Origin of the sequence: Pedomonas sp. V897 (genome assembly GCF_051304405.1) — a bacterium.
In the GTDB taxonomy this organism is placed as follows: Bacteria; Pseudomonadota; Alphaproteobacteria; order Sphingomonadales; family Sphingomonadaceae; genus Pedomonas.
This window is the reverse complement of record NZ_JBPPGG010000002.1, coordinates 1-26,130: the sequence shown is the minus strand read 5'-3', so window position 1 is coordinate 26,130 and position 26,130 is coordinate 1. Positions and strand designations below refer to the sequence as shown.

Annotated in this window: 26 protein-coding genes and 2 riboswitches; of the genes, 7 read left to right on the top strand and 19 right to left on the bottom strand. The window is 67.1% G+C overall.

Features of this window, described 5'->3' with window-relative positions; translation table 11 throughout:
- Positions 1-24: 24 nt before the first annotated feature.
- On the bottom strand, positions 25-2,142 hold the full coding sequence (locus ACSJJU_RS06215) for an alpha-ketoacid dehydrogenase subunit alpha/beta (RefSeq protein WP_435914427.1): 2,118 nt from the start codon (positions 2,140-2,142) through the stop codon (positions 25-27).
- 137 nt (positions 2,143-2,279) lie between these two features.
- Here ACSJJU_RS06215 and ACSJJU_RS06210 point away from each other — a divergent pair, with 137 nt between their 5' ends.
- Positions 2,280-2,747, top strand: a complete 468-nt coding sequence (locus tag ACSJJU_RS06210) for an Lrp/AsnC family transcriptional regulator (protein WP_435914425.1) — start codon at positions 2,280-2,282, stop codon at positions 2,745-2,747.
- Between the two features lie 81 nt (positions 2,748-2,828).
- Here the strand turns inward: ACSJJU_RS06210 and ACSJJU_RS06205 are convergent, their stop codons facing one another.
- A complete protein-coding gene (locus ACSJJU_RS06205) occupies positions 2,829-3,284 on the bottom strand; it encodes a helix-turn-helix domain-containing protein (protein WP_435914424.1) in 456 nt (151 codons plus the stop codon).
- 560 nt (positions 3,285-3,844) lie between these two features.
- Here ACSJJU_RS06205 and ACSJJU_RS06200 point away from each other — a divergent pair.
- Positions 3,845-4,042, top strand: a complete 198-nt coding sequence (locus tag ACSJJU_RS06200; RefSeq protein ID WP_435914423.1) for a hypothetical protein — start codon at positions 3,845-3,847, stop codon at positions 4,040-4,042.
- On the opposite strand, the gene ACSJJU_RS06195 is transcribed toward ACSJJU_RS06200, so the two are convergent.
- Together ACSJJU_RS06195 and ACSJJU_RS06190 are read right to left on the bottom strand one after the other, a co-directional pair.
- Positions 4,039-6,129 (bottom strand): TonB-dependent receptor, encoded by a 2,091-nt coding sequence (locus ACSJJU_RS06195; protein WP_435914422.1) that lies wholly within the window; start codon positions 6,127-6,129, stop codon positions 4,039-4,041. The two genes, ACSJJU_RS06200 and ACSJJU_RS06195, sit on opposite strands and share 4 nt — an antisense overlap.
- Before the next feature lie 154 nt (positions 6,130-6,283).
- The gene (locus ACSJJU_RS06190) at positions 6,284-6,739 is read right to left on the bottom strand and encodes an Lrp/AsnC family transcriptional regulator (protein WP_435914421.1); all 456 of its coding nucleotides are present in this window, start codon (positions 6,737-6,739) and stop codon (positions 6,284-6,286) included.
- A 149-nt stretch (positions 6,740-6,888) separates the two neighbouring features.
- Here ACSJJU_RS06190 and ACSJJU_RS06185 point away from each other — a divergent pair, with 149 nt between their 5' ends.
- The 3 genes from ACSJJU_RS06185 (at position 6,889) to ACSJJU_RS06175 (ending at position 10,751) form a co-directional block, all read left to right on the top strand.
- On the top strand, positions 6,889-9,264 hold the full coding sequence (locus ACSJJU_RS06185) for a 1-deoxy-D-xylulose-5-phosphate synthase N-terminal domain-containing protein (RefSeq protein ID WP_435914420.1): 2,376 nt from the start codon (positions 6,889-6,891) through the stop codon (positions 9,262-9,264).
- A 180-nt stretch (positions 9,265-9,444) separates the two neighbouring features.
- Positions 9,445-10,389, top strand: a complete 945-nt coding sequence (locus ACSJJU_RS06180; RefSeq protein WP_435914418.1) for a hypothetical protein — start codon at positions 9,445-9,447, stop codon at positions 10,387-10,389.
- Positions 10,390-10,400: 11 nt separating this feature from the next.
- Positions 10,401-10,751, top strand: a complete 351-nt coding sequence (locus ACSJJU_RS06175) for a Pepco domain-containing protein (protein ID WP_435914417.1) — start codon at positions 10,401-10,403, stop codon at positions 10,749-10,751.
- Between the two features lie 78 nt (positions 10,752-10,829).
- Here the strand turns inward: ACSJJU_RS06175 and ACSJJU_RS06170 are convergent, their stop codons facing one another.
- The 8 genes from ACSJJU_RS06170 to ACSJJU_RS06135 form a co-directional block, all read right to left on the bottom strand.
- On the bottom strand, positions 10,830-12,071 hold the full coding sequence (locus ACSJJU_RS06170; RefSeq protein WP_435914415.1) for an acyl-CoA dehydrogenase: 1,242 nt from the start codon (positions 12,069-12,071) through the stop codon (positions 10,830-10,832).
- Between the two features lie 143 nt (positions 12,072-12,214).
- Positions 12,215-13,009, bottom strand: a complete 795-nt coding sequence (locus ACSJJU_RS06165; RefSeq protein ID WP_435914414.1) for an ABC transporter ATP-binding protein — start codon at positions 13,007-13,009, stop codon at positions 12,215-12,217.
- Positions 13,006-13,992, bottom strand: coding sequence for a FecCD family ABC transporter permease (locus ACSJJU_RS06160; RefSeq protein ID WP_435914412.1), 987 nt, complete (start codon positions 13,990-13,992; stop codon positions 13,006-13,008). Before ACSJJU_RS06160 ends, ACSJJU_RS06165 begins: the two co-directional genes overlap by 4 nt.
- On the bottom strand, positions 13,989-14,957 hold the full coding sequence (locus ACSJJU_RS06155; protein ID WP_435914411.1) for an ABC transporter substrate-binding protein: 969 nt from the start codon (positions 14,955-14,957) through the stop codon (positions 13,989-13,991). Before ACSJJU_RS06155 ends, ACSJJU_RS06160 begins: the two co-directional genes overlap by 4 nt.
- 155 nt (positions 14,958-15,112) lie before the next feature.
- Positions 15,113-15,321, bottom strand: a riboswitch (cobalamin riboswitch).
- Positions 15,322-15,453: 132 nt separating this feature from the next.
- On the bottom strand, positions 15,454-15,792 hold the full coding sequence (locus ACSJJU_RS06150) for a hypothetical protein (protein ID WP_435914409.1): 339 nt from the start codon (positions 15,790-15,792) through the stop codon (positions 15,454-15,456).
- A gap of 119 nt (positions 15,793-15,911) precedes the next feature.
- Positions 15,912-16,610, bottom strand: coding sequence for a hypothetical protein (locus ACSJJU_RS06145; RefSeq protein WP_435914408.1), 699 nt, complete (start codon positions 16,608-16,610; stop codon positions 15,912-15,914).
- 164 nt (positions 16,611-16,774) lie between these two features.
- Complete coding sequence (locus tag ACSJJU_RS06140) at positions 16,775-16,939, bottom strand: hypothetical protein (protein ID WP_435914407.1); 165 nt, start codon at positions 16,937-16,939, stop codon at positions 16,775-16,777.
- 153 nt (positions 16,940-17,092) lie between these two features.
- On the bottom strand, positions 17,093-18,994 hold the full coding sequence (locus tag ACSJJU_RS06135) for a TonB-dependent receptor plug domain-containing protein (protein WP_435914406.1): 1,902 nt from the start codon (positions 18,992-18,994) through the stop codon (positions 17,093-17,095).
- Between the two features lie 170 nt (positions 18,995-19,164).
- A riboswitch (cobalamin riboswitch) is annotated at positions 19,165-19,363 on the bottom strand.
- Positions 19,364-19,635: 272 nt separating this feature from the next.
- Between ACSJJU_RS06135 and ACSJJU_RS06130 the strand changes: the two genes are divergently transcribed.
- Together ACSJJU_RS06130 and ACSJJU_RS06125 are read left to right on the top strand one after the other, a co-directional pair.
- On the top strand, positions 19,636-20,034 hold the full coding sequence (locus ACSJJU_RS06130; protein ID WP_435914405.1) for a hypothetical protein: 399 nt from the start codon (positions 19,636-19,638) through the stop codon (positions 20,032-20,034).
- 153 nt (positions 20,035-20,187) lie between these two features.
- On the top strand, positions 20,188-21,354 hold the full coding sequence (locus ACSJJU_RS06125; protein ID WP_435914404.1) for a GGDEF domain-containing protein: 1,167 nt from the start codon (positions 20,188-20,190) through the stop codon (positions 21,352-21,354).
- Positions 21,355-21,686: 332 nt separating this feature from the next.
- Here ACSJJU_RS06125 and ACSJJU_RS06120 read toward each other — a convergent pair whose 3' ends face one another.
- The 7 genes from ACSJJU_RS06120 to ACSJJU_RS06090 all read right to left on the bottom strand — a co-directional run bounded on the left by ACSJJU_RS06120 (position 21,687) and on the right by ACSJJU_RS06090 (position 25,947).
- On the bottom strand, positions 21,687-21,842 hold the full coding sequence (locus ACSJJU_RS06120; protein ID WP_435914403.1) for a hypothetical protein: 156 nt from the start codon (positions 21,840-21,842) through the stop codon (positions 21,687-21,689).
- Positions 21,781-22,197 carry a hypothetical protein gene (locus ACSJJU_RS06115; RefSeq protein ID WP_435914402.1) on the bottom strand — a complete coding sequence of 139 codons (417 nt, stop codon included), beginning with the start codon at positions 22,195-22,197 and terminating at the stop codon, positions 21,781-21,783. Before ACSJJU_RS06115 ends, ACSJJU_RS06120 begins: the two co-directional genes overlap by 62 nt.
- Positions 22,194-22,751 carry a glycoside hydrolase family 108 protein gene (locus tag ACSJJU_RS06110; protein WP_435914401.1) on the bottom strand — a complete coding sequence of 186 codons (558 nt, stop codon included), beginning with the start codon at positions 22,749-22,751 and terminating at the stop codon, positions 22,194-22,196. The genes ACSJJU_RS06115 and ACSJJU_RS06110 overlap by 4 nt, the downstream gene beginning before the upstream one ends.
- Before the next feature lie 110 nt (positions 22,752-22,861).
- Positions 22,862-23,212, bottom strand: coding sequence for a hypothetical protein (locus tag ACSJJU_RS06105; protein WP_435914400.1), 351 nt, complete (start codon positions 23,210-23,212; stop codon positions 22,862-22,864).
- 63 nt (positions 23,213-23,275) lie between these two features.
- On the bottom strand, positions 23,276-24,988 hold the full coding sequence (locus tag ACSJJU_RS06100; RefSeq protein ID WP_435914399.1) for a hypothetical protein: 1,713 nt from the start codon (positions 24,986-24,988) through the stop codon (positions 23,276-23,278).
- Between the two features lie 15 nt (positions 24,989-25,003).
- Entirely contained in the window at positions 25,004-25,699 is a 696-nt protein-coding gene (locus tag ACSJJU_RS06095) for a hypothetical protein (RefSeq protein ID WP_435914398.1), read from the bottom strand.
- Positions 25,699-25,947 (bottom strand): hypothetical protein, encoded by a 249-nt coding sequence (locus ACSJJU_RS06090; protein ID WP_435914397.1) that lies wholly within the window; start codon positions 25,945-25,947, stop codon positions 25,699-25,701. Before ACSJJU_RS06090 ends, ACSJJU_RS06095 begins: the two co-directional genes overlap by 1 nt.
- Between the last annotated feature and the right edge of the window lie 183 nt (positions 25,948-26,130).

Genomic DNA, 26,130 nt, shown 5'->3' with positions numbered 1-26,130 from the left:
TGTCGTTCTCCCCCACCCAGTCCCTCAGAAACGCACCATCTCGTCGATCCTGGCCGCGATGCGCTCCGGGCTCGGCACGGCGGCTTCGAGGAGGATCGGATTGTGCGGGCTCGGAATGTCCGGCATCGTCAACCGCTCCAGCGGCGCGTCCAGATCGAGGAAGCACTCCCGCCCCACCACGGCGAGGATCTCCGCACCGAACCCGGCGGTGCCGTTGTCCTCGTGCACCACGAGGCAGCGGTGGGTGCGGCGGACGGACTCCAGCACCGCCTCGCTGTCCCAGGGGCTGAGGGTGCGAAGGTCGATCACCTCCACGCTGCGGCCCGACTCCTTCGCCGCCAGGTCCGCCGCCTGCTCGCAGCGCTCGACCATCGCGCCCCAGGTGACCACCGTGATGTCCCGCCCCTCGCGCACGGTCCTTGCCTTGCCGAAAGGCAGAACATAGTCGTCGCCCGGATAGGGGCGGCGCGCCCAGCCGTGGTCCAGCATGGCGCGGTGCTCGAAGAAGATGACCGGATCGTTGCCGCGCAGGGCGGCGCGCAGAAGGCCGACCGCATCCTCCGCGTTTGAGGGCACCGCCACGTGCCAGCCGATGGCATGGACGAACTGCACCTCGTTGGTCTGGCTGTGCCACGGGTCGCCGCACTTGAAGAAACCGCCGGGCATCCGCACGACCATGGGCGCGGCGAAGCGGTTGCGGGTGCGCCAGCGAATGGTGCCGCAATCGTTGAGCTGTTCGACAGCGGGGTCGGCATATTTGCGGAACTGGATTTCCGGCACCGGCATCAGCCCCGCCAGCGCCATGCCGACGGCCCGGCCGATGATGCCTTCCTCCGACAGGCTGGTGTCGAACACCCGCGCTTCGCCAAACCGGGCCTGCAGCCCCTGGCTGACCGAGTGGACGCCGCCCTTGGGGCCCACGTCCTCGCCGAACAGCACCATCCGGGGATTGACGGCAAGCTCATGCTCCAGCGTGCGGCGGATGGCGGCGGCCATGTTGATGCGCGGCCCGGACGGCCGGGGCGTGGCGCTGCCTTTGGGGAGCACATGGCCTTCGGCCGCCAGCCCGCCCTTGGTCTGCACGGCCTGGACGCCATGGCTGGCGGCTTCGCTGAACACGTGGCGGGTGAGCGTGGACGGGTCCGGCTGCGGACGGGCAAGGGCGCGCTCGAGCGCCGCCGCCACATCGTCGGCGGCACGCTGCCGGATGGCGTCCCACGCGTCCGCCGTGAACACGGCCGGCACAAGAAAATTCTGGAGCCGGGGCAGCGGATCGCGGGCCTTTTCCGCGGCGATTTCCGCCTCCGACTTATAGCCTTGCGTGTCCTGCGCCGAGTGGCCGCACAGGCGCGGCACGCGCAGGCGGAGCAGCAGGGGCGCGCGTTCCTCGCGCACGAAGCGCACCGCTTCCTCGGTGAGGCGGGCGGCCTCCTCCGGGTCCGTGCCGTCGCCCTCCAGAATTTTCAGGCCACCGAAGGAGGCGAGGTTCGCGGCGATGTTGCCGCCCGGCGTCTGCACATGGGAGCGGACGGAAATGCCGAAGCCGTTGTCCTCGATGTAGAACAGCACCGGCAGCTTCTGCGTGGTGGCGATGGTGAGCGCGGACCAGAAGCCGTTGGACGCAACCGAGCCGTCGCCGCCCAGCGCCACGGCGATGGCTCCCTCATAGTCCGTCTCGCCCAGCACCGTGCGGCGGTACTCGATGGCCTGCGCCCAGCCGGTCGACGGGGTGTATTGGGTACCGACGCCGCCGCACATCGGCAGCGCGCTGGGGCCGTTGGGGTTGGGATAGTTGAAGACGACCCCGATATCCCGCCCGCTGCTGTAGCCGCCGTCGCGGGCCAGCGGACCGGCCAGCGCCTCCTCCAGCGGCACGCCGATGGCGAGCAGAGCCGGGCGGGACCGGTAATAGCCGCACACCGCGTCGTGACGGTGGGTCAGCTGGCTGCCGAGCAGGATCTGGGCCAGGTCATGGCCGCGGGCGGAGAATTGGTAAAGCACCTGCTTCTCCGGGACCAGCCGGGTCTCCTCCACCTCGTCCATCTGGCGCGAGACATGCAGGAGGTAGGCCACCCGTTCCCAATCCACCGAGACGGCCGGATTATGGACTTCCCGAGCCAGAGCCTTTTGCGCCTGCGCCATGGTGTCTTCCTCCCCTCCTTGACGGATTATGGGGGCAAGTATGGCGCGAAGGGGCGCGCGGTGTCCTCGCATTCCGCTTTACCCGAACGCCCGTCCATGCAAGATTTACGCATCAATCAAAGGCCAGATGCCTGTTTATGGCGGAGAACCTGGACTCATACGACTGGAAGCTGCTGCGCGCCCTGCAGCGGGAGTCGCGCCTCAGCCACGTGGAATTGTCGGAGACGGTGAATCTTTCGCCGTCCCAGTGCGCGCGGCGGCTGCAACGGCTGGAAGCGCTGGGCGTGGTGCGCGGCTACACCACCATCCTCGACCAGAAGAAGATCGGGCTGGGCCTGACGGCGCTGGTCCACCTCACGCTCGAACGGCAGGCGGAGGCAACGGTGGAACCCACCCGGCGCGCCATTCTCGCCATGCCGGAGGTGGTGGAATGCCTGATGGTGACAGGCGACTACGACTATCAGCTCAAGGTGGTGGTGCCGGATCTGGAGGCCTTCTCAGCCTTCATCAACCAGAAGCTGATGACCCTGCCGGGGCTGCAAACCATGCGCTCCAACATCGTGCTGGAGCACATCAAGGCCTACGAGGGGTTGCCGCTGGACTAGGGCGGCGCAATTTCTTCCGCCTCATGCGGGGGAAGAACGGCTCCCCCTGCACGAGGCGAGAAAACAATCGGCAGTCCTGTTTCAGGCGGCTTCCGTCTCGCCGTCCTCGGAGCGCTCGGCCACCGTCGCGCCCAGATGCTTGATAAGCGTGAGGATGTGCTTGCGGGTGCGCGGATCTTCAATGCGGGCAAAGGCGCGCACCAGATCGAGCACTTCCCGGTGCAGGGAGCGCGTGCTGCCCTGCGGCTCCGGCGTCAGCGCCTGCATTGCCGGCACGGGCTGGGTGCGCGGGTTGGCGGTGCCTTCCACCAGGAACTGCTCCACCGACACACCGAGGATTTCCGCGAGGATGATGAGCTTGCCCGCGGTCAGGCGGTTCGAGCCGTTCTCGTATTTCTGGATCTGCTGGAAGGTGACGCCAATCCGCTTGCCCAGCTCGGTCTGGGTCAGACCGCTGGCGAGCCGCTGCGCCCGGACCCGCGCCGCGACCTCGCGATCCAGCTTCAACTCAGTCTCCCGTGCCCGTTTGGTCTTCATGTTTTATCCTTTCTTCTTGTTCTGAAGGCACTGCCAACCGCGTTGTGCTCTCTCCTGCCTGCCGGGCACTATGTGGGGAGACTTTTGCAACTTCAAAGATAAATTCAGAGCGGCAAGTTGCTGAAATATAAGCGATTTATCTACTATTGGTTGCATTGCGCTTCTGGATGACTGCACTCGGGCATGGGCCCCAATATTGTTGCTTTACCCGCAAAACGTGAAATACGCTGGCAGCGCAACCACATTTGAGCGAAACAGCGGCGCTTCGCGCAAAATTGGCAACCCGCCATGCAACTTCCGGTCGTATACCATTTTTAGGAAGTTTCTTTGCGGACACTGTGGCACAAAAGCCATACCGTGCTGGAAACAGGATGGTCCGTTCGCCTTACCCTACGGAATCCCGACGGCCGCATGGGGGGGCGTAATACTTTTGATGGTGGACGAAGGGCGCAACCAAACCTAAAGTTTTGTTGCTGAATACAACTCTTTGGTTGATTCGCATGGTATCGCAACGGTGTTGAGTTTTGTTCGGTCGTCAGAACTTTGCACTGAGGCCCTTCATGGACAATGTCATCCCACTTCCCGTCCCAAAGCATACCGGCAAGGAAGAAGCGGACTACGTCTTGCGGATCTGGAACGCCCTCAGCAACCTTCCCCGCGTGGAGAAGGAACGGCTGGTGCGCATCTTCGAATTGATGGCGCTGTCGATGGAAATCGAGCTGACGGAGCGATCCGGCGACCCCCAGGCGGGCCGCTAGCCGCGTTGAATTGAAGCCCGCCCGTCTCCCTTGCGCTGCCCGAACATCCAGGAAAGTCCAACCCAGACCGTCCGCGGCGCTGCAAGCGTGAGGATGCCATCGGCGGACTTGCCCGCTTCCACCGTCGCATCGAACAGGTTCTGCCCGCGCAGCTCCAGCCTCAGCGCCGGATTCAGCATCACCCAAGCCGCGCCGTCCACCGTGAAGCTGTCGGAGAGGCTGCGGGAATTGAGGTCATCCTCGAACACCTTGCCCATGTACTGGCCCGACGCGGCGATCCCCCAGCGGTCCTGCTCCGTGTAGGAGAGCCCGGCGGACGCCATGTGGCGCGGCGACTGGGCAAGACGCGTCCCTTCGAGTTCGGGCGCGTCCTCGAACCGGCGCACCTTGGCGTCGGTGAAGGCGTAGCTCGCCTCGGCCCGCCAGTTGCCGAACGTCAGGTGACCGCGCGCCTCGATGCCCTGGCTGCGCGCCTTGTCGATGTTCTGCCGCAGGCGCAGCACGCCGCCCGCGGGCACGAACCCGGCGGTCGGGAAGGTGCCGGGGCCGAACCCCACGGTCACGTTGCCCACCGCATCGCGCACCGTGTTGCGGAACAGGGTGATGTCGAAGCCTGCCGCCTCGATGGGCTGATAGCGCAGACCGACCTCCACGCCCCTCAGCCGCTCGGGATCAAGCGCGGGGTTGGCCTCCGTGATGTCATTGCCCACGCGGAAAGGCCGGTAGAGCTCGTTGAGGGTTGGCATCCGAAAACCGGTGTAGGCGGCAGCGCGCAGCTCGACGGCCTGCCACGGCTTCCAGCTTGCGCCCACCCGGCCGCTCGCCTGCCAGTCGCTGCGCGCGGCGAAGTCCTGCCGCAGCAGGACCGCCTGATCGGCCAGATCCCGCTCCTCCCGGCGGCCATCGGACTGGCGCCAGTAGTCGAGACGCGCGCCGCCAGTCAGGGTGACGGACTCGCTCGCCTCCCAGCTGTGCTCGAGATAGGCACCCGCGACCAGCGCGTCGCCCCCGGCCTCGCGATGGCGGGTGAACGCGCCCTCCATGTAGCGGAAGTATTCCTTGGTCTTGCCGGTGTTCCGGCGCAGATCCACCCCCAGCTGGAGCATGTGCCCGTCCGGCATGGGCGGGCGTACCTCCGCCTTGCCGCCAAGGCCGGTCGCCGGCACGTCGTACTGATCGAGGGACGGCGCCACCACCGTGCGCCCCTGCTGCACCGAGGCAAAGCCGCTGTCGAACTGGCGCACCTTGGCATAGGCCACCACGTCCCACGCCCAGTTGCCGCGCGAGACGAGGCGGACACTGGCATCCACGCCATCGGTGTTGTTGGGGGCAGGGTCGAGGCCGTTCAGGTGTTTGTCCTGAAACCCGAGCACGCGCATGTTCAGCTCGACACTCTCGCCCAGGGGCACCGCGCCGCGCGCCTCCACATGCCAGGCTTGGGTGCTCGCCCGCCTGTCGACGGGGCCGCGCTGCGCCTTCGGCACGAGGTAGAAACCGTCGCTCTCCTCCACCTGGCCCGCGAGGCTGAAGACGCCCGCACCAAGCGGCGCCTGCACGGAACTGGCCACAAGCCAGCTGTCGCGCGAGCCGTATTCCGCGCGGGCGCTGCCCAGAACGCGCGGCTCCAGCGGCTGGCTGAACAGTTCGATCGTGCCGGCCAGCGCGCCGGCGCCGAACGCGCCCGCGCCGCCGCCCCGGGTGATGCGGACATGGCCGAGACGCTCCGCCGACAGCGCCGCCCACGGCACCCAGCCGCCGAAGGGGTCTTCCTGCGGCACGCCGTCCAGCAGCACCAGCGCCCGGCCCGCCGCGTTGCCGCCGAGCGCGCGCAGCGTCGGCCCCTGCGAGGTGGGATGGGTCGTGCGGCTGTCCGAGCGGCGGAACAGCTGGAACCCGGCGGACTGGCGGAGCACATCGTCAAGCCGGCCCGCCCCTTCTCGCAGCAGATCCTCGCGGGAGAGCAGCTCCACGCTGTAGCTCCGGCTGCCCGGCGACGCCGGCAGCGGCTCGGCGAGAACGGTGATGTCCGGCCCGGCGTCTTCCGCCAGCGCTGCCCCGGACACGAGGACAAACGGCGCAACGCCCAACGCCAGTGCCCTTGCCGTCCACCCGCCTGCGGCTCTCCTCGCCCCCATCGCCACGCTCCCCTGAAAACCCTGAAAGTTACACAACGTTCCGGGGCGATTAGCAGACCGGCCGAGCCGGGGCCAAGTGGCGCAAAGGTGAGGTTTGCAGGTGCGGCTAGATCGGCAGCTCGGACCGGCGCACGAGCTGGCTCAGCGCGAAGCTGGTGTTGATCTCCTTGATGCCCTCGATGCGGGTCAGCGTCTCGGAGAGGAAGCGCTCATAATCGCGCAGGTCCTTTGCAACGACACGCAGCAGGAAATCGTTTGTACCGGTCATCAGGTAGCACTCCATCACCTGCGGGGCCCGCAGGATGGCGCGCTGGAACACTTCGATCTGCTTGTCGGCCTTGGAGTGGAGCGAGACGGAGACGAAACAGTTGACCGGATAGCCGATGGCCTCCTGATCCAGCAGGCAGGTGTACTGGCGGATGATTCCCTGCTCCTCCAGGCGCCGCAGCCGGCGCAGGCAGGGCGTGGGCGATAGCCCAACCTTTTCCGCAAGTTCCACGTTGGAGATGCGCCCGTTGCTTTGCAGGACGCGGAGGATGGCAAGATCGATACGGTCAAGCATGACGCGCTTTTATCGCTTGAACTCTCTATATCATAGCATTTTCTGCTCTTTAGACCGTGTTTCGCGCCATGGTTTGGTTGGAAACGGCGCCCGCCAAGGCGTATAATTGCCGCCAGCATCTGCAACGCCTACGGATGGGAATGGGCCATATGCTGGCAAGCAAGACGATCGACAGCAGCAACGGCCAGCAGCGGCCGGACAAGGAGACGATCCACCTCCTCAGCCAGCTGGAGCAGCGCGTGCTGTGGCTGGCTTCGTGGACGATTCACCACGCCAACCACATCCGCGAGAGCCGGGGCGGCATCAAGATCGGCGGGCATCAGGCGTCGTCCGCCTCCATCACCACTCTGATGACGGCGCTCTACTTCGCGGCGCTGCGTCCCGAGGACCGGGTGGCGGTGAAGCCCCATGCCAGCCCGGTGTTCCACGCCATCCAGTACCTGTTCGGCCGCCAGAGCCGGGAACAGCTGGAGCAGTTCCGCGCCTTCGGCGGTGCGCAGAGCTACCCGTCCCGCACCAAGGACAAGGACGACGTGGACTTTTCCACCGGCTCCGTCGGTCTGGGCGTTGCCATCACCGCCTTCTCCGCGCTGGTGCAGGACTATCTCACCGACCACGGCTGGTTCGACGCGGACCGGCGCGGGCGCATGATCGCGCTCCTTGGCGACGCGGAGCTGGATGAAGGCAACATCTACGAGGCGTTGATCGAGGCCTACAAGCACGACATCCGCAACACCTGGTGGATCGTGGACTACAACCGGCAGAGCCTGGACGCCACCACCAAGGACCGCATGTTCCGCCAGTTCGACGGCATTTTCGCCTCGATGGGCTGGGAGGTGGTGACGCTGAAATACGGCCGCCGCCAGCGCGAGGCGTTCGCCCGTCCCGGCGGCGAGCATCTGCGCGAGTGGATCGACAACTGCCCGAACGCGGACTACTCCGCCCTTACCTATCAGGGCGGCGCGGCATGGCGGGCGCGCCTCATTGCCGACATCGGCCATCAGCCGGGCGTCAAGGCGCTGCTCCTCTCCTACAGCGACGAGGAGTTGGCGAGCCTGATGACGGGCCTTGGCGGCCACTGCATCGAGACCATTCTGGAGGCCTTCGCCGAAGCGGAAGGGTGCGACAAGCCCCGTCTGTTCATCGCCTACACCATCAAGGGCTATGGCCTGCCGCTCGCCGGTCACAAGGACAATCACGCCGGCTTGATGACCCCGACGCAGATCGACGGCCTGCGCCAGAAACTGGGCATTCCGCAGGGCGCGGAGTGGGACCCCTACGGCGGGCTGGACAATGAGACCCGCGCGCGGCTGGAGCAGTTCGTGAAATCCGCGCCCTTTGCCAGCCCCGTGAACCGGCGGTTCACCGCGCCGGCCGTCCCGGTGCCGGACGCAGGCGAATTTCCTATCCCGCAGGGCGAGGAGCAATCGACGCAGGCGGCGTTCGGGCGCATCCTGCTCGACCTCTCCCGGCAGGACAGCGCGCTGGCCAAGCGCTTGGTCACCACCTCGCCGGACGTGACCGTCTCCACCAACCTCGGCGCGTTCGTGAACCAGCGCGGCATCTACAGCCGCAGCGAACGGGAGGATGTGTTCAGCCAGGCGAAAATTCCGAGCCCCCAGAAATGGGTGGCCCATGCCCGCGGCCAGCACATCGAACTCGGCATCGCGGAGAACAACCTGTTCCTGATGCTGGGCGCGCTCGGCCTCTCCCACACGCTGTTCGGCGCCCGGCTGCTGCCCATCGGCACGCTCTATGATCCGTTCATTGCGCGCGGACTCGATGCGCTCAACTACGCCTGCTATCAGGACGCCCGCTTCCTGCTGGTCGCCACCCCGTCCGGCATTACGCTGGGGCCGGAAGGCGGCGCACACCAGTCCATCCACACGCCGGTCATCGGCATGGCCCAGCCCAAGCTCACCTATTTCGAGCCGTCCTACGTGGACGAGCTGGCACATGTGATGCACTGGGCCTTCGCGCACATGCAACAGGAGGACGGCGGCTCGGTCTATCTGCGCCTCAGCACCCGGCCGCTCAAGCAGATCCCGCGCGACAACGGCGACTGGGTGGGCGACGCGCTCAAGGGCGCCTACTGGTTGAAAAAGCCGGGCCCGAATGCGCAGGCGGCCATTGCCTTCACCGGCGTGGTGGCGCCGGAAGCGCTGGAAGCGTGGGAGCAGCTGGCGGAGGACATCCCGGGCCTTGGCCTGCTCAGTGTTCCCTCGCCCGACCTTGTCCACCGGGACTGGATGGCCGCGCGCCGCGCCCGCTGGAAGGAAGGCGTGAGCCGCACCAGCCATATCGAGACCCTGCTCGCCGACCTCGCCCCCGATGCGGGGCTGGTCACGGTGCTGGACGGCGCCCCCGGCACGCTGTCGTGGCTGGGGTCCGTGCGCGGCCAGCGGGTGAGCGCGCTCGGCATTGAAGACTTCGGCCAGGTCGGTGATATCCCCGACCTCTACCACTACTACCGGCTGGATGCGGAGGCGATCATCGACGCCTGCGCCGACCTGTTCCTTTCCTGACACCGGAGCGTTATCCTTCCGGCACGGCCTTGGGGGCGATCACTCGCTTGTCGATCATTCGGTTGATCGCCCCGGCCGCGCCGTACCTTCCGCACCGTACCTGTTGAGTCCGCGCAATCACGGCCGCCCCGACACGCCTTTGGGTCGTTCAGGGCGGCAGTCGGGAAGGAGCCGGGCTCGATGGACTATACCGACGAATACCTGCGCGATTCTCTGCCCCGGGAAGATCCGCCAGAGGGTGCCGTACCCGATGAGGTGGAGGAGGAGATCCGCGCCTGGCGCCGCCGGGGCGAGCTGGCGGACCCGGACCTGGTCGCCCGCAGCACGCGCTGGACCTACGCCCTGTTCGCTGCGCTCGGTGCGGGCCAATACCGGCACACCAACGGCCTCTTTGCGCCCCTTGCCGGTTTGCCGCCAGCGCGCATTCTCTCGATCGGGCTGTTCGATCCGCTGGAGTGGCCCGGCTTCGGGCTGGTGATCGACCTGCCCCCGTCGGGCGAAGCGCCCTTCCGGCGGCTTGACAACATCGAGTTTCCCCGCCTTGGCCGCGACTTCCCGCTCGTCCTGCGTCAGGGCGAGCCGGTGCTGCATTCCATGCCCCATCCGGCGGGTGCCACCAGCGCCTGCTGGGGCCGTTGCAACCGGTCGGCGGTGTGGGGCGTGCTGACCGCAGGCCACGCCATCTCCGGCAACAGGCCGGGGCGGACGGTACGGATGACGGACGGCAGCACCGGAACCCTGATCCGCTCCTGGTACCAGCCGATCGATGCCGCGTTTGTCGCGACCCGCAGCCCCCGGACCCCGCCCGCTGCTCTCCCCGTCCTCAGCTTCCCCGCCGCTGGCCAGCCGGTGCGGCTTGCGCTGCAAGGCGGCCCGCAGTCCCGCACCATCGTGCGGGTCATGGATTCGATGGGCGTGCTGAACACCCGCGAGTTTGCCGTTCTCCAGTTTCTGGATCAGCCCGCAAACCCGGGCGATTCCGGCGCGCTGGTGATGACGCCAACGGGCGAGGCGGTGGGCCTTTACAAGGGGGCGATGGCCTCGCCGGAAACCAGGTCGACCGTGGGGCTCGCCCAGAATTTCGAGCAGGCAATCCACGCCCTCGACATCACCCCCTATCTGTGAGGACAGGCACCATGACGAAAGCCCCCGAGACTGCGTGGCAACTGTCGATTTTCGTGCCCGGCGGCACAGAATCCGGCGATGCCCCGCTGCCTGACGAGGCGGTGCGCACCCACGCGCTCAAGGATCACTTTCCCCTGTTCGCGCAGGTGAAAAAGGTGCCCGCCAAATCCGTCGAGACCCAGTGGCGGCAGACGCTGGAGACGCTGATGACGCTCACCACCGTCTCCCCGGACTCTGACCGCTGGACCCTTGAGCAGATCGAGGTGGGCCTGACGCTCAGTGCCAAGGGGGAACTCCTGTTCATCGCCGAGGCCGGCGCGGAGGCCAGCATCAAGCTCACCCTCAAGCGCAAGGAAACCTGACCGCGAGGGGCCAGGCGCGCGGATAAAAAAACGGCGGGGTTACCCCCGCCGTCATGATTTGCCGCAGGAAACTGACGCTCAGGCGAAGGCCTGAAGGCCCGTCTGCGCCCGCCCGAGAATGAGCGCGTGCACGTCGTGCGTGCCCTCGTAGGTGTTGACCGCCTCCAGATTCATGGCGTGGCGGATGACATGGAATTCGTCGGAAATGCCGTTGCCGCCGTGCATGTCGCGGGCGATGCGGGCAATCTCCAGCGCCTTGCCGCAGTTGTTGCGCTTGAGCAGGGAAATGGCCTCGGGCGCGAGCTTGCCCTGGTCCATCAGCCGCCCGGCCTGGAGGCACGCCGTCAGGCCGAGGGTGATCTCGGTCTGCATGTCCGCCAGCTTCTTCTGGTAGAGCTGCGTTGCGGCCAGCGGGCGGCCGAACTGCTTGCGGTCGAGGCCGTACTGCCGCGCCGCATGCCAGCAGAATTCCGCCGCGCCCATCGCGCCCCAGGCGATGCCGTAGCGGGCGTTGTTGAGGCAGCCGAACGGGCCGCCGAGACCCTTGATCTCGGGGAACATGCGGTCCTCGGGGATGAACACGTCATCCATCACCACCTCGCCGGTGAGGCCGGCGCGCAGCGAGAACTTGCCCTCGATCTTGGGCGTGGAGAGGCCCTTGTCGCCGCGCTCCAGGATGAAGCCGCGGATTTCGTCCTTACCCTCCTCGTTGGCGAGCTTGGCCCAGATGACAAACACCTGCGCGATCGGCGAATTGGTGATCCACATCTTGGAGCCGTTCAGCACGAAGCCGCCATCGACGCGGCGGGCGCGGGTTTTCATGCTGGCCGGGTCGGAGCCCGCATCGGGCTCGGTGAGGCCGAAGGAGCCCACCCATTCGCCGCTGGCGAGCTTCGGCAGGTATTTCTGACGGTGCGCCTCGGTGCCGTAAGCGTAGATCGGCCACATGACGAGGGAGGACTGGACGGAAATCGTCGAGCGGTAGGCCGAGTCCACCCGCTCCACCTCGCGGGCGATGAGACCGTAGGCGACGTAGGACACGCCCGGGCAGCCGTAACCCTTGATGGTGGCGCCGAGGAGGCCCAGCTCGCCTGCTTCCGTCATCATCTCGGGGAAGAACCTCTCGTGCCGGTTGCCTTCCAGCACGCGCGGCATGAGCTTTTCCTGACAGTAGGCGCGCGCCGCATCGCGGATCATGCGCTCTTCCTCGGTGAGGCTTTCCTCCAGCAGCAGCGGATCCTCCCAGCGGAACTTCGGCCAGACGATCTTCTTCACGCCCTGCGGGTTCTCAGCCCCCTGCTGGATGCTCGCTTCGCTCATGGTTCCAGTCTCCTCCGATACGCGGCCACGGGCCACCGCCCCTCTGGCTCAGGAGGTAGAACATTCCACCAAACCGTGCCAGCAGCCACAGCCAAAGCGACGGGGGGCGGCGCGATTTGCCGATCAAAATGACGAACCCGGCGTCAGGCCTGTACCTCGCCCTGCATGCGCCGGGTGGGCAGAACCACCCGCTCGCCGTCGGCAGCCCGCAACACGTCCACCGCCACGCCATAGGCGGCGGCCATCACTTCGGGCGTCAGCACGGCAGCCGCCGGCCCGTCAGCCACCACGTCGCCCGCGCGGATCACGATCACCCGGTCCGCCAGCCGCCCCACCAGCGCCAGATCATGGAGCGTGACGACGACCCCCTTCCCCTCCGCCGCCAGGTCCCGCAGCAGGTGCACGATGTCCAGCTGATAGGCGGGGTCCAGCCCGGCCAGCGGCTCGTCCGCCAGAATCCAGAGCGGCTCGCCCGCCAGCACCCGGGCAAGCAGCACCCGTGCCCGCTCCCCGCCCGAGAGCGTGAGCACATCGCGCTGGCGCAGCGCCTCCAGCTCGCAGCGGGCAATGGCGGCCTCGATGGCCGCGCGATCGGCCGGGCCGGGCGGCGCGGCGAAGCGGCTGTACGGCAAGCGGCCCAGCGCCACAACCGCTTCCACCGTCAGCCCCCACGCCACCTCCCGCCCTTGCGCGAGAAAGCCGATGCTCCGGGCGCGCTGGCGCGGATCGAGCGCTGCAAGGTCCGCGCCGTCGAGGCGGACCGTACCCGCCGAGGGCCGCCGCCCGCCGCTGAGTGCGCCCAGCCAGGTGGACTTGCCCGCCCCGTTGGGGCCGAGCACGGCCGTCACCTCGCCCGCCCGGAAGCCGAGGCTCACCGGCCCGAGCAGGCGGCGGCTCGCGGCTTCGACGACAAGGTTCTCGCAGGCGAGCGTACTCATGCCAGCTGGCTCCGCATCTTGAAGAGGAGGAACAGGAAGAAGGGCGCGCCGAGCAGCGCCATGACAATGCCCAGCTTCACTTCCGTGCCGCCGGGGAGCACGCGCACCAGCGTGTCCGCCGCCAGCACCAGCGCGCTGCCGCCGAAGATGCTCGGCACCAGCAGCGCGCCGGGGCGCGCGCCGACAAACGGGCGCAGCAGGTGCGGCACCACCAGCCCGACGAAACCGACGATGCCGGTGACGGCCACCGTCGCCCCGACCGAAATACCAACGCCCAGCAGCACGCGCCGGTGCGTCGCGGACAGGTCGATGCCCATGGTGCGGGCGGTCATCTCGCCAAGGCTGAGACCGTCGAGCGCCCGGCCCGTTGTCAGCAGCAAACCGCCCCCCAGCAGCGCGAAGGGCAGGATGAGAAGCACATCGTTCATGCTGCGGTCGGTCAGCGCCCCCATCATCCAGTTGATGATTTCGGCGGTGGCAAAGGGGTTGGGCGCGATGCTGATGGCGAAGGAGGTGAGCGCGCTGGCCAGGCTGTTGAGGATGATGCCCGCCAGAATGAAGGTGGCGACGCGGTTGGTCTCCACCGCCAGCGTGTAGAGCAGCGCCGTCCCCGCAATGGCGGCGGCCATGGCGCAGGCGGGCAGCACCCATGCTGCCGTGCCGGAAATGCCGAGCCAGATGGACAGCACCGCCCCGAAGGCGGCGCAGGCCGAGACGCCCAGCACGCCCGGGTCCGCCAGCGGGTTGCGCAGATACCCTTGCAGCACCGCGCCCGAGAGGCCGAGCACCCCGCCCACCAGAATGGCCAGCAGCGTGCGCGGCAGGCGCAGCTCCGCGACGATGAACCAGGGCACGCTGTCGTCCCCCGCGAGGAGGCCGAACGGGGGCACCCACACCTTGCCCGCCGCGAGCGAGACCAGGGACAGCACGAGAATGAGGCCGCCAAGGACCGACAGGATGAACAGGGAGGACGCGCGGTTCATGACGCTTTTTCCACGGCAAGGCGCGCCGCCGTCAGATAGCGGGCGGCGTCGATCAGGGAGGGGCCGCCGCAATAGAGCAGTTGCGGCGGATAATAGGCGCGCACCATGCGCCCCTTCAGCCGCCGCAGCACCGGGTGCTCCAGCACGCGGTCCTGCACGGCCGGATTTCCGGTCTCGAGGCGGGAGGTCAGCAGCAGGCGCGGCGGATCGGCAACGAGCCGTTCAAGCGGCACCACGCCCCAGAAGCCGACGCCATAGCGCGCGGCTTCATTGACGAGCCCGGCGCGGCGCAGGAGATCGTTCTGCAACGTGCCCGCGCCCGGCGAGAAGCCGTCGTGCTGGAAGATCAGCGTCGGGATGGGCGGGCCGCTCGCGGGAATGGCGTCGAGCGCCGCCTCGATGCGGCGGGCGAGCGCCTCCCCCTGCTCGGGGTGGCCAATGATCCGGGCGACCTCCCGCACCTGCGCCAGACTCTCCGCCACGGTCGAGGGCACAGGAAAGGTGGCGAGCGGAATGCCCATGCGCTCCAGCGCGTTGCGGGTGGCGGGCGCCGTGTGCATGCTGGCGAGCACCAGATCCGGCTTCAGCGCCAGCACCTCCTCCGCCGTCGCGTAGGTGTAGGGGAAGCGTCGCGCCAGCTCCGCGACCGTCGAGGTGCGCGGGTTGTGCGAATAATGGCTCAGCGCCGCGATCTGGCCGGGGTCCGCCACGTGCACCAGAATGGCGTCGAGGCAAGGGTCCGTCGAGACGATGCGCCGGGGCGCGGCGGAGGAGGCAGCGGAGGACGCGGCAGGCCCGGCGTTGGACGCCCGGCGTTGATCTGGCAAGCGCCCCTGCGCCGTCCCCAGCCCCATGATGCCGAGGGGCACGCCCACGGCAAGCGCCAGCGCCGCCGCAAGCGCCGCCAGCTTTTTTCGACCACCGGTTCGCGGCGCCTGTTCGCGCCACCCCACGTTCTCAGGCACGTTCCATAACCCGCGCGGCCGGGGAGCGCTTGCACGCCGCCCGGCACGGTTCACCCTCACAGCCTGCGGCAAGGGATGCAACCGCACCCTCGCCCGGCCATCTCGGCTGTCGTCTCACGGGAAAGAACCGCGTGCCCGGCGCACCCCGGCCGGACAACAGACGACTGCGGCAGGCAGGTCTCCTGGCTTGCGGGTCATCGTCTGCTGCGCGCCGCCTTCCCGGGGGTCCCAGTGGCGTTCAGGCGCGCGAACTCGCCGCTCACAGTTGCGGGGGCAGCCCCGGATTAGCCGGCTGCAAGAACCGGCGCGTCACCGGGTTCCCTTTTCACCCCATGGCTGGGGAACCTGTCGCAACGATTGGGGTACTCCCGGCGCAAAAAACCGTCAAGCAACCGATTTGCCGATCAAAACCGAACGGCGGCACGAAAAAGGCCGCAAGCGTGCGGCATCCACCGCAGCCACGGCCCGATTACGTCGTTGCCGATGGGCGCGGCCGTTACGGGCGCCGCTCCTTGCCCTTGTCTTGCGAGCCGCGCGTCTCCGCTGACGGCTTTTCGCCTGCCTGTCCGGCGGCGGCCTTGTCCCGGTCGGGGTGGGCGACGTGATCCGTCTCCGCATGTTGGTCCGAGGGCCGGAATTCGCATTCGGTCGGCTGTACCCGGGGGCCGTCCACCACCATCGACACCGGATCGCTGGCCGGGAAGGACTCCTCGATCGCCTCGTCCAGCGCCTCGTCGGTCCGCTGCTCCTGCGCCGCGCCGCATGCCTTGTCCTGCGTCTCCTGCTCGGATTGTTTCTTGTTCGGGTCGGCGGACGAAGGGGTCATGTTCTGCATTGTGTTACTCCATCCTCAAAACCGGAACGGCTCCGGGGCCCTGCCCCGCGCGCTCCGCTCCTATTGAGGAAACCCGCCACCGGCGCCTTCTGTTCCGCTGTTCCGGCGGCAGCGGCGTCTCAGCGCCCCTCGACCGTCACCGTCCCGGTCAGGCTGAGGCGCCCGGAGGCCACATCCATCACCCGCACGCACAGAACGGGCGGCGTCAGATCGCTGCTGACGAGCATGGTGGCGGTAATGCCGTCGTAGCGAAGCAAGGCGGGGTCTGCGAACAGGCGGCGCGGCACCTGCACCTCGACCGTCGTGCCGCTGAGGGTAGCCGGGAAGTTGGGCACAGTGGTGAGCACAGGCAGCGCCCCCGGGCTGGCGGGCGGCCCCTCCTCGATCCTGAGGCCGAACGGGCCGCAGCCCTTGCCCGGCGCGGCAACAAACCAGTGCGGGTGCCAGCCGCCCGAGAGCTGCTGGTTGCCCACTGTCTCCACCAGATCCGGGTGGCTGACGAGGCCGAGGACGAGAAGCCCCCGCCCATGCGGAAAACCGCCCACGGCGGAATCGGCGCTTGTCGGCCACAGGTAGGCGAACATCTGGCTCCCGCCCAGCTGACCCGTGGGACCGGGCCTGCGCACGCCCGCCTCACCGCGCAGGGTCATGCGGAAACGCACCACGTCCGTGCCGGCCCGCACTTCCACCGAGCGGATATCGAAGGAGGGATCAATTACCTGATTGTCGGGCGACGTCAGTGCATCCCCGAGGGCAACCCCGCCGAGACCGAGGCCCGTCAACAGGATTGCAACGGTCGCGAAGCGGTTGGCATGCATGACGGTCCCCCTTTCCTTTCGTCAATAAAACGAAAAAGAGACGCGATTGCTCCACAGGACACTTGCCGGTCCTGTCGGGGGCCGGAACAGGGATACGGGGCGGCGCGGCCACCCCGTATCCTGTCACGACAACAGACCGTGCCGCCTGTGCGGCGCGGCCCGGTCTACTCCTGCTGGTTCCGGTCCTGCTTCTGGCGCTGTTGCTGCTGACGTTGCGGTTGCTGGCGCTGCTGCTGTTGCTGCTGCCGTCCGCCGCGCTGCTGCTGATTGCTCTGATCTTTCTGGCGTTGATCTTGCTGGCGTTGATCATCCTGGCGCTGGTTTGCCATTGGTCATCTCCATGTTTCAGCCACGCCCCCAAGCGGTCAACGGCAGCGGGTGAAACATGTTCCGCGCACGCCTCTCGCAGAAAAAAACGGGGCGGAGGGACACTGTCCCCCCGCCCGGGATGGACCGCCCAGCGGTCCGGCCCTGATTTCGCGTCAGTAGCGGGCGCGCAGACCAAGATACACGCCGCGCCCCAAGGTGCCGTAGCCGCGGATCACCTCGTAATCCACGTCGAACAGGTTATCGATGCGGCCATAGACCTCGAGCCCCGGCGTCAGGGCATGGCTCGCCCGCACATCGACCAGCGTGTAGCCATCGAGCCGGTTGGCGTTGCCGGGGGAGTCGTAGCTGTCGCCGACCATCACGAGGCTGGCGGAAAAATTCGTCCGCGCGGTCGCCGCCCAGTTCACCGAGGTCTGGAAAATGTCTCGCGCCCGGCGGGCGAGATCGGTGTCCGTCACCCTGTTCAGCGGCTCGAGCCAGGTATAGTTGGCCTTGATGACCAGCGCGTCGACGGGCTGCAACAAAAGGCCCAGCTCCACGCCCTTGAACGAGGCGCGCCCCACGTTGTCGTAGTAGCCGTAGCGGCCGGGGCCGCACATCAGGTCGCCCCCGGTGCACGGCACATAGTCGATCTGGTTCTTCAGCTTCTGCTCGAACCAGGTGGCACTGACCCGGATGCGCCCGTCCACGAAGCCCTGATCGAACCCCGCTTCCCAGCCGTCGCTGGTCTCCGCCTCGAGGTCCGCGTTTCCATAGGCGCTGTAGACCTGATAGAGGCTCGGGGCCTTGAAGCCCTCGCCCCAGTTGGCGCGCAGCAGCGTATCGCTCTCCTCGATCTGGTAGGCCCCGGCCACGCGGAAGGTGGTGTGCGCACCGAAGGTGTCGTGATCATCACGGCGCACGCCCGCCGTCAGGGTGAGGCGTTCGAACAGCGTGGTCTGGCCCTGGGCATAGACGCTGTGCGTATCCACATCCGCCTTGAGCGGCTCCAGATCCCACTGGCCGATGTTGCGGATTTTCTGCTTTTCCGTCTCCGCCCCGAACGTCAGCTCCGTTGATGCGCCGGCGCGCAAGGTTCCCTGATATTCGAAGCGGCGGATCTGACCGCGCGTGTCGTTGGTCTGGATCTCCGTCTCGAAATCCGCGCGGTCGTTGCGGCTGTAGCCCACGGCGAAACGGTTGGACAAGGCGCCGCCGAAGGCATCCACGGTCAGGCCCGCATAGCCCGAGAACAGTTCGCTTCGGTTGCGGTTGTCCATGTCGGCGAAGGTATAGAGCGGCGGCGGGAAGCCATCGTATTCGGCGCGCCCGCGATTGTAGAGCCCCTTGAGGTCGAGGCGCACATTCTCCGCCAGCCTTGCCCCCAGGCTGCCCAGCACGGCCCAGTTGCGGTAGCCGTCCTTCTCGGTGTTGCCGTCTTTCTTGTCGGCGGCAGAGATACCGTCCGTGTCGTAGACGCTGGCGGTGAGCGATCCGGTCAACGCCTCGCTGCCGCCGGAGACGGTGCCCGCCGCGCGCCAGCTGTCAAAGCTGCCGCCCTCGACCTGCGCCTCCGCATGGAGACCGGGCTGGCCCGCCGTGGTGATGATGTTGACGACGCCGCCGATGGCATGGCTGCCGTAGAGGGTCGACTGCGGCCCGCGCAGCACTTCCACCCGCTCGATGCCGGTGGTCACGAGGTCGCTGATGTAGGCCGTGGCCGCCGGGGTCGAGGGATCGTTGATGCGCACGCCGTCGATCAGCACCACCGTCTGCTCGCCGCCGACGCCGCGGATGAACAGGCTCGTCTGCGCGCCCGGGCCGCCGCTGCGCACCACGGTGACACCGGGGATCTCGCGCAGTGCGTCGGTCAGCATGGCCTTCTGGGTGGCCCGAATATCCTCGGCAGTGAGGACGGAGACCGACGTGCCGGTGAGCGCCAGCGGCTGTTCGGTGCGGGTCGCAGAGACGATGATCTGACCGAGGGGATTGATCGGTTCCTCGGCATATGCGGCCGACGCGGCGATGCAGGCAGCGGCAGCGGTGGACAGAAACAATACAGGACGGGGCGACATGACATACCTCCCAAACCGTCATCTTCAGTCTGTCAGGGAGGCTGCTGCCGGACCGGCACAGGCGCGCGGCCATTGTCCCGGCCGCATTCCGGAAACCCGGCGCCGCAACCCTGACGGTTGATGTCGCCGTTCCGGAAGAACCCGTCGCACACCGCTCATCCCGGCAGCATGCAAGGCGACGACAACAGGCAGGTCTCCTGGCTTCCGGGTCGTCGCGTGCGCCTTCTGCCTTCCCAGTTTCCCAGTGGCTTCGTCAAAGGCGGCGCTCGCCGGTTACAGTTGCGGGGACAGCCGTGGACTGGAGGGCAAGCCCTCGCACCACGTTCCCTTTTAATCCCCTCTCGGGGAGCCTGTTGCGGGCCCGAGGGCTAGTCTCCGGCGCACGGATCGTCAAGAGGCTCCTTGCCGGCAGCGGCGCGCCTAAGACCTCACCATGCTGGACTTTTCCCGTCAGCGCGCCAGATTGCGGAAAAGACAAGAACAACCAAAGAAGGATCGCCGTGCCTGATGTCCGTACCGGCGCACGCCAAGCCCCCGCTCACGCCCCTTCTCTCTCCGATCACCGGCCCCACCCCTGTTCCGCCAGTGCCTCTCCGGCCGATGGCGCGCCCGATGAGCCGTCATCGGAAGAGGACAGACCCATGACGTCCGGTGACGACGAAGATGCGCCGGTTTTTGCGCTGGTGAAGGAAAGCGGCATCGATGGCACCCGGCGCGCGCTGTATGTGGTGGTGGAATCGACACGGGGAGAGACGTTCCGGCTGGATTTCACCCCCGGCTGCGTGCCGCTGACCGTCGCGGCCCTGTCGGCGGAACTGGGGTTTCTGCAACGCCGCCGCGCGGGCAGCGCGCCCGAGCCGGTGCAGCCGATCATCGCGGAATCCTGCCAGCTGGGAGAGACCGCCGACGGAACGCCCCTCCTGCTGGCCACGATGGAAGGCGGCGGCGAATTGCCCTTGCAGTTGAGCCTGTCCGACCTTACCCAACTCGCCCGGGACATCGCCGCCTACACCCTCAGGAAAGACCGGCCGGATCGCTGATCCCGGGTCTGCGTCAATGCGCCGCCAGACATCGCCACAGGAATGCCTTGCCCCCCTGGCATTCCCTTTACTCCTCTGGTTTAACTTGCCAGAAGCAATCTTGCTGGAAGAATCGAAACCTGGACCATGTCCCTCCACCCCCCGACCTTTTTCATGGCCGCCCTGCTTGTGCTGGGCCTCATCAGCGGGCTGCTGGCGCTGGCATGGCTCCAGAACCGTGAGGTCAAGGCGCTGGCCTGGTGGAGTCTCTCCTTCCTGCTGGCGGCGGCCGGCTTTGCGGGCATGTTGATCGGTGGGGAAAGCGTGCGCAACCCGGTGCGGGAAGTGTCCAACGCCGTCATTCTCGTCGGCTATGGCCTGTCGTTCATGGCGTGCCGGCAGTTCAACCAGCGCCCGACACGCCTTTGGGTGGTCTTCGGCGGCAGCCTGATATGGCTGTTCTGCTGCTGGGGGATCGACCTGGATGCACCGGCGCGGATGAAAATGGCCGCCCTGCTGTGCGGCGTCTACACCTTCGCCATGGCGTACGAGCTTTGGTTCGGCGCACCCATGCGCCTGCTCGCCCAGCGGGCCGCCGCGCTGCTGTGCGTGTTGCATGGCCTCTATTTCGCGCTCCGCTTCATCGGCGGGCCGGCGCTGCTGCGCTCCATCCCCTCGGTCGAGAATGTGGACAGCACCTGGATCCTGCTGCTGTCCGTCGAGACCCTGGTCTACGCCACGAGTTTCAGCTTCCTGCTCGTCTCCATGGCGAAGGAGCAGATCGAGGCCCGCCATCGGCAGGCAGCCCTGCAGGACCCCCTGACCGGCATCGCCAACCGCCGGGCCTTCAAGGAAGGGGCCGAGCGCCGCCTGCGCGCCAATCAGCAGGCAGGGCGCACCAGCAGCATCCTGTTGATGGATCTGGACCACTTCAAGGCCATCAACGACAAGTACGGCCACGACGGGGGCGATCAGGTTCTGACGGGCTTCACCGCGCTGGTGAGCAGCCTGCTGGAGCCGGACGATCTGTTCTGCCGCATGGGCGGCGAGGAGTTCGCCTTATTCCTGTCCGACACGTCGACGGATCATGCCGTCGATGTGGCGGAGTCGATCCGCGCCCTGCTCGCGGTGCGCGGCTTGCGCCTGAATGAGGGGTTCATTCCCGCCACGGTCAGCATCGGCGTGGTGAGCAGCCGGGACCCCCACGCCACGTTGCGCACCCTGCTGACCCGCGCCGACGAGGCCCTCTATGCCGCCAAGGCGGGCGGCCGCAACCGGGTCGAAGTCCACAAGAGCAGCGTGCTGGACGTCGTGCTGGCATCAGACCGGGGCGCGGCCTGACGCCCGCCACTAACGGCGCGCGAACGCCGCCAGCCTGAAACGGCAGGGGGCAATTCCTCAAAACGGAATTCTGGCACTCAAATCGGATGTCTGGGAGAGCGGGGAAAATCGCTGCCGGGATTTTCGCAGAATTCTGCAGTGGTGGCGACCCCTACGGGATTCGAACCCGTGTTCCTACCGTGAAAGGCGAAAACCAAAGCATTTCAAGGCAATTTACCCTTTGTTCTTGGTCCGTTCATGCCAATACGATTCAATGAGTTGCAAGAATGGGGGTAACGAATCGTCCGCCTGTCTAATGGCGACTGATCTGGGCCGCGCGCCGGCTCCGGCCATCAATCGTTGCCCGGCCACGCCTCCACCGCCAGCCGTCGGCGACTGTCGCAGTCATCGTAGGCCTCGGCCACGGAGATCACCCACGCCACCACCTCACCGGCCGTCGCCGGGGCCTCCGGCAGAGGCGGGCACGGCTGAGCCGCCCGGGCTGGCACCGGCGGCAATGCTGGAATTGGCTGCCTCGATGGCCCGGCGCATGAGGTCGCGGCCAGCATCGTCAATGCACTCAGTAGCAGCGGCAGGTGTCTGGACATATCGGATGACCTCCCGTTCGATGGGGACAAAGACACGCTCGCGCTCGATGTCACGCTGGGCGGCCGCCTCGGTCGCGGCATCGTGGCGCTCCCGGAACTCCAGCTGGCGCTCCTGCTGGTCCTTCTGCCACTCGGCCCGCTCGGCCAGCACGCCGCGCTCGTAGGCCGCCGATTCGAGACGGGCGAACAGGAGCCAGACGGCCCCGACGGCTCCGGCCAGCGCCAGAGCCTTGCCCCACCACGGCAGCGCCATCATGCCAGCGCCCCCACCTGGCCGACGCGCGTGCGCAGCCAGCCGTAGACGAACGCCTCGTTGGCCGGCCGCCGCTCCGCCAGATCGATGTACCGCTCCCCCTTGAGACAGCGCAGGGCGGTCAGGAGTACCGCCTCGCCCTCTCGGCCCCGGATGCGCAGGTAGGCCTGCAGGGCGCCGAGCGTCGCAGGGCCGATCTGGCCGTCCATCTTGAGGTCAGCATAGTCCGTCTGCTGCCGATTGAGGGCGTTCAGCGCCCGCTGGAGCATCTGCGCCGCAATGGCGGTCCCCATGTTCACGCCGGTATCGAACAGCTCCTCGGCCACCAGCTCGGAGAGCGCGGCCACCCGGTCGAACCGGGGCTTGACCCAGTACCGCTGACAGTAGATGCGGATGGCCTCGGAGCGCGGCATCGACCGCATGGGGCCAGTGTAGCCCTCGTCGCGCGCCACCGCCGCCGTGATACCCCAGATCGTCTCGCCGCCTCGGTCAGCCGGGTGGTTAACGTACCCTCCCTCGCGCCCGATCAGGCGCTCGATCATCGCGTCAACGCTCATGCCGCCCTCCTCTCAGGCACCGGTGGCAGTCCACGCCATGCCTCCACGCCCTGACCAGCGCCACCGCTGACACCAACCCGAACCCCAACCCCAGAATGATGATGACCGGCTCAACCATTCGGCGTCTCCTCCAGCCCTAGCCGCCGGCGCGCCAGCACCTCGATACCGTGGAGGAAAAACGCTGTACCCAGCGCGCCGAGCAGCATGCTCGCCAGCACGATGCCCTCGACAGGCCATTCTCGCAGCCGCCCGACCGTGACCGCCAGCACGGCATAGGCGGGCAGCGCCATGATCTCGGAGATCGCCAGCCACCGGCGCCGCCGCTCCCACGCTTCCCGGGCGCCGGGATCGTCCGGGGGCTCGGGCGAGACGCGGAACAGGACGTAGCCGCACCGGGCGCCGAGGCCCGCCAGGCTGCTGCCGAGGGCGAACAGCCAAAGAATGAGGTCGTCGCGCGTCATGGCGCTCCTTTCAGGCATAAAAAAGCGCCCGGGGGCGCGTGGGTCGGGAACGGGTGGCTGGGGTCAGCTGATCATCACCGCCACCCAGGCGCGGCCATCCTCCAAGATCTTCCAGACCTTGCCGACGGTGCGGGGCCCGGGGGCGTCAACGGGCACGCCGATGATGCCGCCGTCCGGCCCCGGCGCGGCATCGATGTACTGGCCGGGCGTTGCGCCGAGGACATTGCAAGGCACCTGGCCAGAGAAAGCGATTCGGTCCCATTTGACGCGCTCGGCCTCGAGGCGCGCCTCGAAGTCGGCAAGATCGGCCTCATACTGCTGCATGGCTGTAGCGTGAGCCGCGCGGGCGGCTTCAATGGCGGCGGCATGGCTCTCTTGTGCCGCCTGCCACGCCGCCATCTTGGCTTCATAATCGGGATCGTTATCGGCCGGGCGCTCGGGGCCGGTGTATGCGGGCAGATCAAGCGCCGGTTGATCGGGGCGTGGTCCAACAGTCCTCGACCACGTATCATTGCCCACGTACGCCGGATTGGTGGATTTGATGACGAAAGTATGAGCATCGTCGAAGCGATCAGTCAGAAGACCATCGGCGTTAATTCCGCAGATCGCGCCGGGGTTAAGGACAGAGCAATACCACGCTTTGAGGACGTACTCGGCATAGTCCGCGCCGGACGCGTTAATGGTGCCCGCAGCATTGATTGACCGGCCCGTGGTCGTGTTATTTCCGATCACCATTGCTGTTGCGGAAGCAGACCAGCTCGACCCGTCCACCTTATCGAAACCAACTCGCCCCCCCAGGACAAGGAAGCGCGTGCCCACTGCCGCGCCGGACTTATCAATGTAGTGAGTGCTCCCGCTCGGCACCCCCACCAGGAGGTTGCCGTTGGCATCAAGCACTATCCCATTCGAAAAAGATGCCCCATCCGCTGGACCGTGGCCGAGGCGCATTGCACCACCAGTCGGCACTGAGATGTAAGCGTCCGAGCCAGCGGACGCATATAGCGCGAGATGTGAGGTGTTAGATTTAACCAGCAATTGGCTGGCGGTGTTGGTGCCTCCCACCTGCAAGCGGCGGTCGCCAGCACCATCAAATGTGCTCGTCCCAATGCCCATACCGTTGGAAGTCACCGTGACAATGCGCTGACCACCGATTTCAAATGGAAGCACCTGCCCCGCCGCACGGCTGAGCACCTGGTTGAGGGTGGCGCCGACCGCATCTCCGCCCTGCAGCACAGCCAGTTTCTCGCCCCCGGTCAGTGGGCCCGGCGGTGCGCTCGCCAGGAGCGAAAGAACGTCCCGCGCCGCCAGGCCGACCGCCGCCCCCCCTTGCAGCGCGGCCACCTTCTCGTCCCCGGCCAGCGTGCCGGGCGGCGCACTCGCCAGGAGCGCCATAACATCATCCGGCGACAGGTCCTCCGCAGCACCCGACCCGCTCTTGCGCCCCTTGATCGTCCCGGCGGCCGCCGCCGCCCAGGCATCGCGGCCGGTCTGGTAGTGCGTGACCAGCGTCGATACCTGCTCGTACAGCAGCCGCAGGGCGCCGGTGCTCCCGGTCGGCTGAATCGCATAGGGCTGCCCCGTCGCCGTCGGGCCCTGGTAGTCGGTCGCCAGCGTAAAGGTGGTCTCCGAGGAGATCGCCGCGATCTCATACGGCGCGGCGTCCGGGCCCCAGAAGGTATCACCGGGGAAGATATTCGTCAGAGCATTGCCGCCGGTCAGGGTAACAGCGGGCGAGCCGTTGGTGACCCCAACGGTGCCAGTGCGATACCACGCCATGATTGTCTCCGCAGATCAGTCGTAGTCAGTGACGTCCACCACCAGGAACTGGTAGTTCGGCTGGGTCAGGTCGTAGCGCTGGGTGCCCTGCGAGCCCGCCGTAAAATCCCACATCTTCAGGTGCACGCCCTGGAGGGTATAATCGTCCACGTTTCGGAGACCGCAGACGACGTTTGCGGTCTCGATGAACCCGCCGCCGGCGTCCCGCAGATACCGGTACCCCGCCCAGCGGCAGCAGATGAAAGCGACCCGCTTGCTGGACGGGTAGGTCCATGTCTTCGCAGTGAACGAGGCCGATGCCCCATCGGATCCGGTGATGACACCCAGCAGGCGCAGCGGCCGGTCCGCATCGGAATAGACGACATCGCCGTTTGCGTCGTAGGTCTGGACGCCGAACCCGCTGGTCCGCAGCGTCCCGCGCTTGAAGGGGTAGTAGGTGATGAGCCCCGCCCCCTTCGTGCGCACGTCCATCAGCCACGAGTTGACGCCCAGGGGCCTGCATCGGATGGGGGTGGCGCCCGTTAGGCTCTGCATCGCCACCAACGGCGGATGAGGCGAATTGCCGACCGCGATGGAGGACTCCCAGTCCCCGCCGTTGAGGGTGGGCACGCTCGCCGTCGCCTGGACGACACTGTCGAGCGCGTAGTTGAAGTGGTTCGTGTCGAAAAGGACCGTCCCCGCCTCGTTGCGGACCTCCAGACCGAACGCCATCAGTAGACCCCATAGATGATGGTTGCATTGGCCCTGTAGGCGCTCCCGGCAGCGCTATAGTCCCACGACAGCGTTGTGCCGCTGATGCTCACCAGCGGCAGCCACGGCCGGAACGTGTAGATGTCCGTGATGCTGAGGTTGGCATCCAGGACCACCGCGAAAGGGGCCCCTTGTGCGAATGCGGGCACGGTGATCGAACCGTTGGTCCCGCTGGTCTCGACGCTGCCGATGAAGCGCCCGGACCGCATCGTCGTGTCCAGCAGCGTGCGACCCAGGGCGTCGAGAACTTGAGCGCCAAATGCCATCGCGGGTCCTCACAACGCCAGGTTGCCGATCTTCACGCGGATGTTCCCGTTCTCATCAAAGACCTTGATCACGTTGTCGTGGATCTCGAGGCGCGCCCCCGTCGAGGCCGTCCGCAGGAGGCCGAT